Genomic DNA, 13317 nt, shown 5'->3' with positions numbered 1-13317 from the left:
TATTGAATTTCCTCAGGAAACAAACGTTACATGTTAAGTTATCGTCACAGCTTTCACGCAGGCAACCATGCTGATGTGTTAAAACACACAGTACAGAGCTTGATCATTGAATCTCTGAAAGAGAAAGAAAAACCGTTTCTGTATTTAGATACACATTCAGGTGCTGGCCGTTATCAATTAATGGGGGAGCATGCAGAAAAAACAGGTGAATATCTTGAAGGGATTGCGCGCATTTGGGAGCAACCTGATTTACCTGAGGAATTATTACCGTACATGAATATTGTGCGCCAATTGAATGATAATGGGCGCTTACGCTATTACCCAGGTTCACCATTATTAGCAAAATATTTATTACGTGAACACGATAAACTGGTATTAACTGAATTACATTCGAGCGATTATCCATTATTGCGCACCGAATTTTCACGGGATAACCGCGCGCAAGTTTTCAAGGAAGATGGATATCAACAACTGAAATCGAAATTACCCCCACAGAGTCGACGTGGTTTTGTGCTGATGGATCCTCCTTATGAGATGAAGACGGATTATGAAGCAGTAGTGAAAGGGGTGGTAGAAGGCTATAAACGCTTTGCAACAGGAACTTATGCAATTTGGTATCCTGTTGTATTACGTCAACAAATTAAGCGCATGGTCAATCAATTAGAAGCAATGGGCATTCGTAAAATACTACAAATTGAATTGGCGGTACGCCCTGATAGCGACCAACGTGGAATGACAGCGTCTGGTATGATAGTGATTAACCCACCTTGGAAACTTGAGCAGCAAATGAAGAATGTGCTGCCGTGGTTACATAAAACACTCGTCCCAGAAGGTACAGGACATACGTTAGTTGACTGGATTGTGCCAGAGTAAACGGTATTTATGATAGGTAACGCCAATTAAATCAATAGACTTTACCTATCTAAAAGCACTATTTATATCATGACAATCAATAGCATGATGCGAGAAAATGCATTCATAAATCATTCAATCAATGGGAATAACCAAATTATGAGCAAACATTACGACTATATCGCAATTGGTGGCGGAAGCGGTGGTATTGCGTCGATGAACCGTGCAGCAATGTATGGGCAAAAATGTGCCTTAATTGAGGCGAAAGCATTAGGTGGAACTTGTGTTAACGTGGGCTGCGTGCCGAAAAAGGTGATGTGGCATGCGGCACAAATTTCTGAAGCTATTCGCAATTATGGTCCTGATTATGGTTTTGATGCGACAATTAATCGTTTTGATTGGAAAACATTGATTGATAGCCGTACTGCTTACATTGACCGTATTCACCAATCTTATGACCGTGTCTTAGGCAATAACAAAGTCGATGTTATCAATGGTTTTGCACGTTTTATTGATGCCCATACTGTTGAGGTAAATGGTGAAACCTACACGGCAGACCATATTTTGATTGCAACTGGCGGGCGTCCGGTGATCCCTGCTATCCCAGGTGCAGAATATGGCATGACTTCTGATGGCTTCTTTGAACTTGAAGCCTTACCAAAACGTGTTGCGGTTGTGGGAGCTGGTTATATTGCCGTTGAACTCGCTGGTGTATTAAATGGCTTAGGTGCAGAAGCGCATTTATTCGTGCGTAAACACGCCCCGTTACGCTCATTTGACCCACTTATTGTTGAAACATTAGTGGAAGTCATGAATACGGAAGGGCCAAAACTGCACACAGAATCAATTCCAAAAGAAGTCGTGAAAAATTCAGATGGTTCACTGACATTGAAATTGGAAAATGGCCAAGAACAAACGGTAGACGCATTAATTTGGGCAATTGGCCGTGAACCAATGACTGATAACCTGAATATTGAAGCCACAGGTGTCGCACTGAATGAAAAAGGCTATATCAAGGTTGATAAATACCAGAACACCAATGTACCGGGTGTCTACGCGGTGGGTGATAACACTGGCGCGGTTGAATTAACCCCAGTTGCGGTTGCGGCTGGCCGTCGTTTATCTGAGCGTTTATTTAATAATAAACCGGATGAGCACTTAGATTACAGTAATATTCCAACGGTGGTGTTCTCACACCCACCAATTGGCACTGTTGGTTTAACTGAACCAGAAGCGATTGAAAAATATGGTGCTGATAAAGTTAAATGCTATAAGTCATCTTTCACAGCCATGTACACCGCGGTAACTTCGCATCGTCAGCCTTGCCGCATGAAGCTAGTTTGTGTTGGTGACGATGAAAAAATCGTTGGTATTCATGGTATTGGCTTCGGTATGGATGAAATGTTACAAGGCTTCGCGGTTGCATTAAAAATGGGCGCAACCAAAAAAGATTTTGATAATACTGTTGCTATTCACCCAACCGCAGCGGAAGAATTTGTGACCATGCGTTGATCCATTGGTTATCTTAAATTAAAAGCTAAGTTCATCTGAACTTAGCTTTTTTTTGGCATTATTTTGCCAACAGTTCAGCAATCTCAGGAATGGCCGCTAAGCTATCAAGGTATTTTTGCATCGCAGGGGTGGTTTCCATGACTTGGTATTTAACTAAAAACATCACAAATGCGCCGATATACACATCGACAGCCGTAAATTGCTCGCCACAAATAAACGGTTTAGCATTGTTTAAACCCACTTCTAAACACGCCATGGCGCGCTCGATAGAACCAAAGCCAGAAGATTTTTGTTGCTCTTCGTCTAATTGAATGCCTAAATTATTGATGGTAAAGGCAGATTCAATTGGCCCAGCAGTAAATAGGAACCAACGGTAGTAATCTGCACGTTTAGGGTCGTTCAAGGCCGGTGCTAACCCTTTTTCAATAAACTTATCTGCTAAATATAAGCAAATGGCGGCAGTTTCAGTGACGATGGCATCACCATCAACAAGCGCAGGGACTTTTGCCATGGGATTAATTGCAAGATATTCAGCGGTGTGCATATCCGCGCCATAACCTAATTCAACACGTTTGTAAGGAATGTCTAAAATTTTTAAAAGTAGGTCGACAGTATTACCGCGTGACATTGAATTAGTAAACAGAACCAGTTCGCTCATGGTGATTTCCTTATATGAAGTTGAGCGCTTACTATAAGGGAGTCGAGTGTCAGAAATTGTCAGGAGAGACGCACAATACTTCTTTTTGCCAACGTTCTAGTAGGTAATTTTTGGGGTAAGGTAGCTTATCTGAAAGTGCCTGATAAGATTGAATGCGGTCTAAACGGAAGTGGCGGTAACTTTCACGTAATTCACACCAAGCGGCCAAAACTTGTGAATCTTTCATATAACCAATCGCAATTGGCCAAATAGTGCGTTTGCTAGGTTGATTTTGTCCATCCAGGTAAGTCATTTGAGCTTTGCACTCTTCTCGCAAGCTTAAACGCAAATCTTTAGCTATCGTGTCATTAATTTCATAGAAATGGGTGGTTGGGGCAAATAAGGTATTTTGATTTAGGATTTTCTGTGAATGACCTGCCACCACCGCATTAATCTTACTTATCGCTCGTATTGCTGAGCTTTTTAGTTCAGTGTCTGTATTACTTTTTACCCAACGTAAACCTAATATTAAGGCTTCGAGCTCATTTTCATCAAAAGTTAAAGGCGGTAATAACAGGCCCGTTTTTAATTGGTAGCCAATACCGGCTTCACCAATAATCTCAGCACCTTGGTCGCGTAAGGATTCTATATCCCGATAGATCGAACGCACGCTGACCTGCAGTTGTGATGAAAGTGCTTCTGCCGTAATCGGGTAGCGATTCTCTTTGAGTATCTGCAATAATGTGAGTAGGCGCTGCGTGCGGGTCATGAAGTCGTCTGCTTAATATTATAGAAGGAGAAAAACAGCAAAGATAATGTGTCTAACTATAATAAAAAAATAATAAGCGGAATGCTAATTTATTGGCGATAAAGGGAGTGGGGAACTCCCTTTATCGATAGAGATAAAATAAACGGTAATATCATTTAAAACGTTAAAACCGTTTTCAAACCCAAGACCCACGCATCTGATGTTCTTTTGACACCGCCCGGTTGATGCCAATACTGCATACTTGGTTGGAGTTCCAACCAATGAACAGGCTTAAAGCGATAATAGAGTTCTGCGTTTAATGCGTTTGAAGTAATAGGATGATATAACGGATCATTATAATCGGTGATCCCTAACTGCTCATTTTGTATTTTTTGGTTTTTTGCAAAGTGGTCACTAAGCTCAATATAGGAAACACCGAGGCCAATCCAATCTTCAGGTCTGGCATCAAAAGCCCCGCGGTAGCGAAGGGAGCTTGAGACAACATAATTCATGAAATTACTGCGCTCATCGTGGTAACTGCCACTAACCGATAGACTTAAGCCTCGATTTTCATCGTCTTGATGGCGAGTTAACTGTTGGTTCATTCCGCCATAGGCAAACCATGTGTGGTTGTAGCTTTTATCTTTATAGAGGTCATGCTGTTTGGCATTGGTATATAATAACCCTAGGTTATAGGCACCAGGCAACCCATTGACGAAAGTGCGGTTCTCAATTTCTAAAGGTAATAAAATGCCTTTACTGCCTTTGGTTGACCAACTCCACGCATGGCTTCTATCCGTTGCTTGAGGATTTTGTTCCATAACCCCTGTTTTGATGGTGATTCCGGGGGTGATTTTATAGCTAACCGTTGTTCCCCAAGTGTGAATATTCCAGTTACTCCATGTCAGGGCGTTAGCTGATTTTCCGCCACATTGGCTGAGTAATTGGAAATCACAAGGAATAATTTGGTCGAACTCTTGGACTTTATTCATCATACCAATACGCCAGGTTAGTCGGCGGTCATCAAAGCTACGAGCGAAGGTTAGCCATCCTAATCGTGTTATGGAGCCGCCCCCATAGCTTTCTTGTGCAAGGTCGTTATTCGGTACTCGAGGGTCTTGCAGGCGTTTAATGGTCAGGTTGTCTTCATGGTTTCGATTGACAATATTTCCTTCAATACGGGCATCTGGAATACCTGTCCAACGTTCAAGGTCTTGTGTGAATGTAAAAGCAAATTGGTCGATATAAGCAGTATGTTTATCATTATTGTAACCACCCCCTGCATTATAGGCGACTTGGCTCAAATAATTGCTGTGAAATGAAAAACCGTGGTCGGATAATATAGGACGTATTCCTAACATATCGCCAAATATTCCTTTAGGGGCGGGCTCAAAGCCTAAAACAGTTCCATTCCATTGTTGCTCATTCGCGATAGCAGGTAACGTTAAAAATAACAAAGAGAATAATAATTTTTTATTCATGTCGGAAATAACCTATTAGCAATAGTTTGCCTTAACCCAATAGTAGATAATGGGTTTATGCAGTTGTCTTTTTAATCTAAGGGCTCTCGAGATAAATAAATTATCCCGAGATATTTTTTATTATATTGAGGTATTTATTTTATTAGCGTAATAACTCTCCTTGGCTCTTAATAATACTTTGATACCAATAAAAGCTTTTTTTACGTTTTCTTTCGAGAGAGCCATTACCTTGGTTGTCACGGTCAACATGAATAAAACCATAGCGTTTTGACATTTCAGCTTTGGATGCGCTAACAATATCAATCGGCCCCCAACTGGTATAGCCCATAATGTCTACACCATCTTGGATGGCTTCATGTATCTGAACTAAATGGTCGTTGATATATTGAATACGATAATCATCAATAATTTCTCCTTCAGGCGTTATTTCATCAATAGCGCCTAATCCATTTTCAACAATAAATAATGGTTTTTGGTATCTATCCCATAATAAATTTAAAAGTGTTCTCATCCCTTTGGGATCTATTTGCCACCCCCACTCTGAACTTTCTAAATGAGGGTTTGGAACCATGCTGAGAATATTTCCACGTTTTTTCTCATATTCATCTTTATCCGCAGTCACGCAACCCGTCATATAATAACTGAATGAGATAAAGTCCACGGTATTCTGTAAATCGCGTTTATCTTCTTCTGTAATCGTTATATTAATTTGCTGGTCTTTAAAATAACGCAGCATATAGCCTGGGTATTGCCCTCTACACTGTACATCACCAAAAAACAGCCATTTACGATTTTCCGTCAGGGTTTCCCACACATCATCAGGTTTACAAGTTAATGGATAAACAAGACCCCCTAATAACATATTACCGATTTTGGCATCAGGAATAATGTCATGGCAGGCTTTCGTGACTCTTGCACTGGCAACGAGCTGGTGGTGAATTGCTTGGTAAACTGCTGAAGGAGAACTATTTTCAGGCAGGCCCACGCCAGTCATTGGTGCATGTAAAGACATATTGATTTCATTGAATGTCAGCCACAGTTTGACTTTATCTTTATAGCGCTCAAAGACGGTACGTGCATAACGTTCGAAAAATTCAATTGTTTTACGGTTTCCCCAACCGCCATACTCTGTCACTAGGTGATAGGGCATTTCATAATGGGATAAAGTAATAACGGGTTGAATGTTATATTTCGCCATTTCATCAAATAAACTATCGTAAAAAGCGAGGCCGTCTTCATTGGCTGTTAATTCGTCACCAAGTGGAAATATACGGCTCCATGCAATAGAGGTGCGTAAACAGGTAAAACCCATTTCAGCGAAAAGTGCGATATCCTCTGGATAGCGATGATAAAAATCGATAGCGACATCTTTAATATATTGGTCGTTATCATTTCGTTCAACAAGCTCTCCAAAAATACCATTTGGCTGAACATCAGATGTACTTAATTCTTTCCCTGCCGTTAAATATGCGCCTTCGGCTTGGTTTGCTGCAATTGCGCCACCCCATAAAAAGGTATTCGGAAATTTGGTCATCATTTTAATTCCTTATTTCGGATTAACTGTCATGAATGTAAGTCCAGAATTGATTGTCTGGTTCAGCAAGGTTGTTTCAACGGCGGCGTAATCATCACTATTACTAATAATGATTGGCGTTGTTAAGTCATAACCAGCCTCAATAATTTTTTCTAATTCAAAGGTGAGAAGAAGGTCACCGGCTTTGAATATATCCCCTTGTTTAACTTGAGGGGTAAAGTAAAGCCCATCGAGTTTTACGGTATCGATGCCAACATGGATTAATAATTCAATTCCACTTTGGCTTAATAGACCTAGCGCATGGCCAGTTTTAAAAAATGAGCCAACTTCACCATCGAATGGGGCATAGACTGCGCCAACAGTTGGGACAATGGCGGCACCTTGTCCGAGTAATCCACTGGCGAATGTTTCATCAGGGACATTTGTTAGTGGAAGTGAGTGCCCAGACATAGGGGACAAAATATCATTGTCAGTCACGGGTTGAGCTTGAACATGGGTAGGTTGAATGAGTTTAGTTTCATGTTTAAGCCCAAAGAGGCGCGTTGCTAGGCAAGCAAAAACAAAAGAAAGCAATGATCCAATAATCGCTCCCCAAACGGTATTATTGAAACCACTTTCAGGAATGATTTGTGTGAAAGTGAAAATGTTGACTAAGCCAAAAGAGTAGGTCAGCGTTTGGCTATAACCGATGATTGCACCACCGACACCACCACCGATGCAGCCAAAAATAAAGGGACGGCGCAGTGGTAAAGTGACGCCATAAACGGCGGGTTCGGTAATGCCAAAGATCCCTGCGGTGACGGAAGAGCCTGCCATAATCCGCATCTTTGCATTGCGAGTGGCTAGCATGACGCCAAGTGCTGCACCGACTTGCCCCGCAACGGCAGGAAGAAGCAATGGAACCAGCGCATCTTGTCCATAAACACTAAGATTATTGATGCTAATGGGAACAATGCCCCAATGTAGGCCGAAAATAACACAAACCTGCCAAATCGCCCCCATAAATGCACCAGCAATAACGGGGGTAAAGTTATAAATAGTTTGGAAAGTATCTGCAATTAATAGGCTTAGCCAGGTTGCTGATGGGCCAATAACCAAGAAAGTGAGAGGAACGATAATCAGTAAACATAAGAGTGGCGAGATGAAGTTTTTCATCGCAGCAGGCAATAAAGTATTCAGCTGCTTTTCTAATAAACAACTCAGCCAAGCTGCAAAGATAATAGGAATAACGGAAGTACTATAATTAATGAATGTAACAGGTAAACCTAGAAAATATTCAGTAGCCGAACCATTAAGGCTTTGTTGAAATGCCGCTATCATTGATGGGTGTACTAAAGCACCACCAATTGCCATGGTTAAGAATGGGCTTCCTCCAAACTTTTTACCCGCGGTATAACCGAGAACTAAAGGGAAAAAATAAAATAATGAGTCACTGGCAGCAAACCATAATTTATAAGTGGCACTTTGTTCTGATAACCAATTAAGAGTGACAGATAAAGAAAGGAAACCTTTTAAAATCCCCGAGGCTGCCATCACGCCGAGTATTGGTGTGAATATACTGGAGACAATATCGATAAAATGGCTAAGAATATTTTCTTTGTCTTTTTTCTCGTTAGCTATCTGACCGCTTTCTTTTAGGGAATGTTCTGTCGTTGCATCTTCTTTGCCAATGAGTTGGTTTATTGCGTTATAAACCTCATGTACATGGTTACCAATAACTACCTGAAATTGGCCCCCGCTTTCAACAACGGTAATCACTTCTGAGTTTTGCTTTAAATGCTCAGGGTTGGCTTTTTTTATCTCTTTAAGCTTAAAACGCAAACGCGTTGCACAATGAATGACATTGACGATATTGTCTTGGCCGCCTACATCGTTAATTATCTGCTCTGCTAAAGGTTGGTACTTCATAAATATTCCTTTATCACTTTATGATGAACACTAGCGCTATTAATGAATATGCAAAAAAAAACCTGATGCACACTCGCCTAATGAGGCGAGTGATAATCAGGTTTTGCCCACCATGAGTTGGTGGTAACAATCCATTTGGTTTTTATTCGTTGTCAGTTAAATAGCGAATTTAATTTTGTTGTAACGCGTTCTCTTTTCTCACGCGCTCAATATGGATAGTAAGAAACATACGTTCTTCATCTGTTAAGTCTCGTTGGTATTTTTTCTGTAAAAACTGGCTTATTTTTTCGGCACATTGCCAAGCAATGGCATAATTTTCTTTAATCACAAGATGCATAGAAACATCATCATTCGGTACTGGCGTATTACTCATCATGCGATGGGCAAAAAACTTTAAATGAGTAACGAAGCGTTGATAACTTAATGTTTCTGCATGGTACTCAACTTTTAGGTTATATTTCACAATGTTCATGATTTCTTGCATCACGTCCATCGTTTGCATAACAACAGGCATTTCCCCTGTAAGCTGCGCATTAACGAAATGTAACGCGATAAACCCAGCTTCATCGATGGGTAACTCAATCTCTAAATCTTGCTTAATTAAGGCCAGTGACGCTAACCCCAACTGGTACTCTTTTGGATAAAGTCGCTGAATTTCCCATAGCATAGTATTAGTGATAGCGAGGCCTTTTTGTTGTCTTTCAATTGCATAATTACAGTGATCAGTTAAAACGATATATAAGCTTTCATGTAGGCTGCCAAGTTTACTTTTCGCATTTTCAATTATCTTGTCACAGACTTGCATGACAGAAATCGGTATTTGGCTCAACAGTTCACTTAATCGGTTTGTTAATTCATGGCTACGTAACTCAAAGATTTTTTCTATTTTTTTAGGATCGATAAAGTCATTAACCTTCATTTGAAAGGCGAGTCCACGCCCCATGATGACAATTTCTTGCTGTTGTTCATTTAGGGCAACGACCACATTGTTGTTTAAAATTTTTGCGATCTGCATTTTGTTTCCCCTGAAACGAAAAAAACCTGATAGCACAATGACAATTCATTGACTAATCAGGTTTTGCCTGCATGATAAGTGCAGTAACAATCCAATAACTTAATTTTCAAATACTGTAATTAAACTTTTTGGATTATTCAAACAGCAAAGCATGAAAATGTGAACTCACACGGTCAATTCAGCCAATCTCTTTTTTGCATGACCAATGACCGTGTTGCGCCTATTTAACTGTTTTTGCCACCAAGACACTTTTTTGCCACCAAGACACAATGTAATCAGCAATTTGTTCTGGGCTATTGATATCTAACTGCGGCACATTTGTATCAATGATTTCATTGCTGGCAACAGCAACCACATAGTCATCAATTAAGCCGTTTAACGGCTTACCCACCTCAGAACGGAACAAAGCAATTTTGTCGATCGTTTCATGTTTGAACCCTTCAACGAGGATCAGATCTAATGACGAGTGATCGAAACGGCTGGCTAAATAGCGTAGATCCATCTCATTCGCGTCGGGGGTTTCAGTCATCAGTGCCCAGCGTTTTTCACTGGCAACAAGCGTTTGGTCAGCGCCAGCTTTACGTAATTCAAAGCTGTCCTTGCCTGGTTTATCCACTTCCATGTCATGGTGAGTGTGTTTAATTAAACCAACGCGCACGTTGCGTTGCTTGAGCAAAGGAATAACTTTTTTTAATAGGGTCGTTTTTCCTGTGCCGCTGTAAGCGGTAATTCCAAGTAGGGGTAGAGTATTTTGCTTCATGATTCTTTTTGTTGTAGCTCCCAGTTACGGCTATCTTCCAGTGTATTAAGATTCGCAAATGAACCTGACTCGGGTGAGAAAATAACGCCTTTTGCATTAACTTCATGCATAAATAGCATTAATTTACGGTCACCTCTTGCAAGGTAATCATCGAGTTGAGTTTTTAGTGACCGATGTAATAAAGCAAATGTAGGGTGTTCTCGTTCTGCATCACAAGCGTAGCAGGCTAAATGTTTTTCTTTCTCACTAAACATTTTTTCCACTAAATTAAGAGGAAATGCAGGAACATCGCAAGGCACAAACAGTAACCAGTCAGTTGTCGCGTGGTGCAAAGCAGATTGCATTCCTGCTAATGGGCCAGAAAAATGGTTATTTAAGTCAGAAATAACGGTCAATTGGCTTTCGCTGTAACGTGCCTGATTACGGTTTGCATTGATGAGTACTTCGCCAACTTGAGGTTGTAAGCGTGCTAAAATATGTTGATAAAGCGGCTTTCCCGATAAAAGTACCAACCCTTTATCTTGCCCCCCCATTCGAGTGCCTCGGCCACCAGCGAGTATCACACCGGTTATTGACTGACGAAATGACATGTTCAATATCCTTGAATATCTTCAAGAAAATGTTTCAACATTCGTATAAAACACTTTCGAGTATAGTAATTACTAAAATTTATTCTATTTTGCTATAAAATCAATGAATATTCGTGCGTATTGCCGTTAAACTTTACGTAGATTGACAACAGTTCGCTTTTTCTCTTGTATGATTATTGGTAACTTGTATCAAATATTCGTGATAAAGGAATAAACATGAAATGCCATCGCTTAAATGAAGTTATTGAGCTTCTGCATCCTGTCTGGAAAGATAATTCAGATTTAAACTTGGTAGAATTATTGCAAAAATTGGCTGATGAAGCCGGCTTTAAAGGTAGTTTATCTGAGTTAACAGACGATGTGCTGATTTATCATTTAAAAATGCGTGGCTCGGACAGCAATGAAGCGATCCCGGGTTTAAAAAAAGATTATGAAGATGACTTTAAAACCGCTATTTTGCGTGCCCGTGGGATCATTAAAGACTAAAGCGCGATGGATGAAATAGAACATTCGAATTTCCATTTTAGTGGAATTTCCCCTGACTTAATTTTAGATGCCTTAATGGAAGTTGGGGTTTACCCCGAATCAGGGCTACTTGAATTAAATAGCTACGAAAATCGTGTTTATCAGTTCCAAGACGAAAATCGGCAACGTTATGTGGTTAAATTTTATCGGCCTGAACGTTGGAACCGCTCACAAATTCAAGAAGAGCACGATTTTACTTTAGAACTACGAGACGAAGGCTTATCTGTAGCCGCACCTCTTGAGTTTGCAGGGCAAACGGTATTGGAATTTGGTGGGTTTATATTTGCAATCTTTCCGAGTATCGGTGGCAGGCAATATGAAACCGATAATTTGTTTCAATTAGAAAGTGTAGGCCACTTATTAGGGCGTATACACCAAATTGGTCAGCGTAAAAATTTTGCATTTCGTCCGACAATAGGCGTCGATGAATATTTGGCGCAACCCCGCCAAGTGATGGCATCGAGTCCTTTGATTGCGGAACGTTATAAAGTCCAATTTATGGCATCTTTAGATGCATTGATTGCACAAGTAAAATTACAATGGCCTGATTCACATTCATCTATTCGCCTACAAGGTGATTGCCATCCAGGTAATATTCTATGGCGCGATGAAGCTTGGATGGTGGATTTTGATGATGCTCGAAACGGGCCTGCAATCCAAGATATCTGGATGCTGCTTAATGGTTCTCGTCAAGATCAAGTCATTCAATTGGATACGTTATTAGAAACGTATAATGAGTTTTGTGATTTTGATGTAAAACAGCTGAAGCTTATTGAACCTCTTAGAGCAATGCGCATGGTACATTACCTCGGGTGGGTTATCCGCCGCTGGCAAGACCCTGCGTTTCCTAGAGCATTTTCATGGCTACAAGCTGATGATTTTTGGCAAAAACAATCGCTCGAATTTAATCAACAAATTGAACGGTTGCAAGACGCCCCTTTGCAGTTAACCCCTCAGTTTTAACTTTTAAGTTTTTGTTTTTGGAGAATGTAGTCTATGAAAAAAATTATGTTGGCTTTGCTTGGTATTGCCATGTCTTTTAGTGCTGCAGCGGCAAACTACACGGAAGGTAAAGAGTATACTGATGTTAAAGCTGTCCCAAATTTACCGCAAGTTCTGGAGTTCTTCTCATTTTATTGCCCACACTGTTATCAATTTGAGAGTGTGTATAAAGTGCCTCAAACCGTAGAGAAAAACTTGCCAGAAGGCGTGAAGATGGAACGCTATCACGTTGACTTTCTTGGTCCTTTAGGCGCTGATTTAACCCAAGCTTGGGCTGTTGCGATTGTCCTGAAAGCAGAAGACAAAGTGACACCTATCCTGTTTGAAGGTATCCAAAAAACGCAAACTATCAATAGTAAAGCTGATATCCGTAATGCTTTTATCAAAGCAGGTATCTCGGGTGAAGAATATGATGCAGCGTTAAATAGCTTTGTCGTGAAATCTATCGTTGCAAAACAGCAAAACGCAGCGCAAGACTTAAAACTTCGCGGTGTTCCTGCACTATTTGTTGATGGTAAATACCAAGTTCGTAATAACGGTATCTCAGTTGATAATGCGGCTGATTATGGTAAAGAGTTCTCTAACGTTGTGAACTTCTTAATCAGTAAAAAGTAATCGTACATAGACGGTGGTATACTCACCATCGTCTGTTTTCTTCTCGTAATATCCACAATTCTAAGACTTTCTTTCACGTGTGTTAAATCCATTCAATTATGTGCTAACCCTTTGATTTTACTTTTCTGTTTATATTAT

13 protein-coding genes are annotated in these 13317 nt (G+C 40.4%); 5 read left to right on the top strand and 8 right to left on the bottom strand.

Features of this window, described 5'->3' with window-relative positions; translation table 11 throughout:
- Positions 1-30: 30 nt before the first annotated feature.
- Both PSF42_RS14115 and gorA read left to right on the top strand, forming a co-directional pair.
- Positions 31-873, top strand: coding sequence for a 23S rRNA (adenine(2030)-N(6))-methyltransferase RlmJ (locus tag PSF42_RS14115; RefSeq protein ID WP_272680248.1), 843 nt, complete (start codon positions 31-33; stop codon positions 871-873).
- A 138-nt stretch (positions 874-1011) separates the two neighbouring features.
- Positions 1012-2364 carry a glutathione-disulfide reductase gene (gorA, locus tag PSF42_RS14110; protein WP_102138925.1) on the top strand — a complete coding sequence of 451 codons (1353 nt, stop codon included), beginning with the start codon at positions 1012-1014 and terminating at the stop codon, positions 2362-2364.
- Between the two features lie 58 nt (positions 2365-2422).
- On the opposite strand, the gene PSF42_RS14105 is transcribed toward gorA, so the two are convergent.
- From PSF42_RS14105 to mobA, 8 genes are all read right to left on the bottom strand, one after another.
- Positions 2423-3022: a glutathione S-transferase family protein gene (locus PSF42_RS14105; protein ID WP_125891698.1), complete on the bottom strand. Its 600-nt coding sequence runs from the start codon at positions 3020-3022 to the stop codon at positions 2423-2425.
- 49 nt (positions 3023-3071) lie between these two features.
- Positions 3072-3770, bottom strand: coding sequence for a helix-turn-helix transcriptional regulator (locus PSF42_RS14100; RefSeq protein WP_125891697.1), 699 nt, complete (start codon positions 3768-3770; stop codon positions 3072-3074).
- A 155-nt stretch (positions 3771-3925) separates the two neighbouring features.
- Positions 3926-5230, bottom strand: a complete 1305-nt coding sequence (locus tag PSF42_RS14095; protein WP_125891696.1) for a carbohydrate porin — start codon at positions 5228-5230, stop codon at positions 3926-3928.
- A gap of 142 nt (positions 5231-5372) precedes the next feature.
- Positions 5373-6764, bottom strand: a complete 1392-nt coding sequence (locus PSF42_RS14090) for a glycoside hydrolase family 1 protein (protein ID WP_272680265.1) — start codon at positions 6762-6764, stop codon at positions 5373-5375.
- A gap of 12 nt (positions 6765-6776) precedes the next feature.
- Positions 6777-8672, bottom strand: coding sequence for a PTS beta-glucoside transporter subunit IIABC (gene bglF, locus PSF42_RS14085; RefSeq protein WP_272680247.1), 1896 nt, complete (start codon positions 8670-8672; stop codon positions 6777-6779).
- Positions 8673-8841: 169 nt separating this feature from the next.
- On the bottom strand, positions 8842-9687 hold the full coding sequence (gene licT / locus PSF42_RS14080; protein WP_272680246.1) for a BglG family transcription antiterminator LicT: 846 nt from the start codon (positions 9685-9687) through the stop codon (positions 8842-8844).
- Positions 9688-9907: 220 nt separating this feature from the next.
- Positions 9908-10447, bottom strand: a complete 540-nt coding sequence (gene mobB / locus PSF42_RS14075) for a molybdopterin-guanine dinucleotide biosynthesis protein MobB (protein ID WP_125891692.1) — start codon at positions 10445-10447, stop codon at positions 9908-9910.
- Positions 10444-11037: a molybdenum cofactor guanylyltransferase MobA gene (gene mobA, locus PSF42_RS14070; RefSeq protein ID WP_125891691.1), complete on the bottom strand. Its 594-nt coding sequence runs from the start codon at positions 11035-11037 to the stop codon at positions 10444-10446. The genes mobB and mobA overlap by 4 nt, the downstream gene beginning before the upstream one ends.
- Positions 11038-11253: 216 nt before the next feature.
- On the opposite strand from mobA, the gene PSF42_RS14065 reads away from it, so the two are divergent.
- From PSF42_RS14065 to dsbA, 3 genes are read left to right on the top strand one after another with little or no spacing between them, the layout of a single operon-like run.
- Positions 11254-11523 (top strand): YihD family protein, encoded by a 270-nt coding sequence (locus tag PSF42_RS14065; protein ID WP_004262581.1) that lies wholly within the window; start codon positions 11254-11256, stop codon positions 11521-11523.
- A gap of 6 nt (positions 11524-11529) precedes the next feature.
- Positions 11530-12525, top strand: coding sequence for a serine/threonine protein kinase (locus PSF42_RS14060; RefSeq protein WP_125891690.1), 996 nt, complete (start codon positions 11530-11532; stop codon positions 12523-12525).
- A gap of 33 nt (positions 12526-12558) precedes the next feature.
- On the top strand, positions 12559-13179 hold the full coding sequence (gene dsbA, locus PSF42_RS14055) for a thiol:disulfide interchange protein DsbA (RefSeq protein WP_125891689.1): 621 nt from the start codon (positions 12559-12561) through the stop codon (positions 13177-13179).
- Positions 13180-13317: the final 138 nt, after the last annotated feature.

Source organism: Providencia sp. PROV032 (assembly GCF_028484875.1).
Taxonomy (GTDB): domain Bacteria; phylum Pseudomonadota; class Gammaproteobacteria; order Enterobacterales; family Enterobacteriaceae; genus Providencia; species Providencia rettgeri_E.
This window is presented reverse-complemented; position numbering and strand designations above follow the sequence as displayed.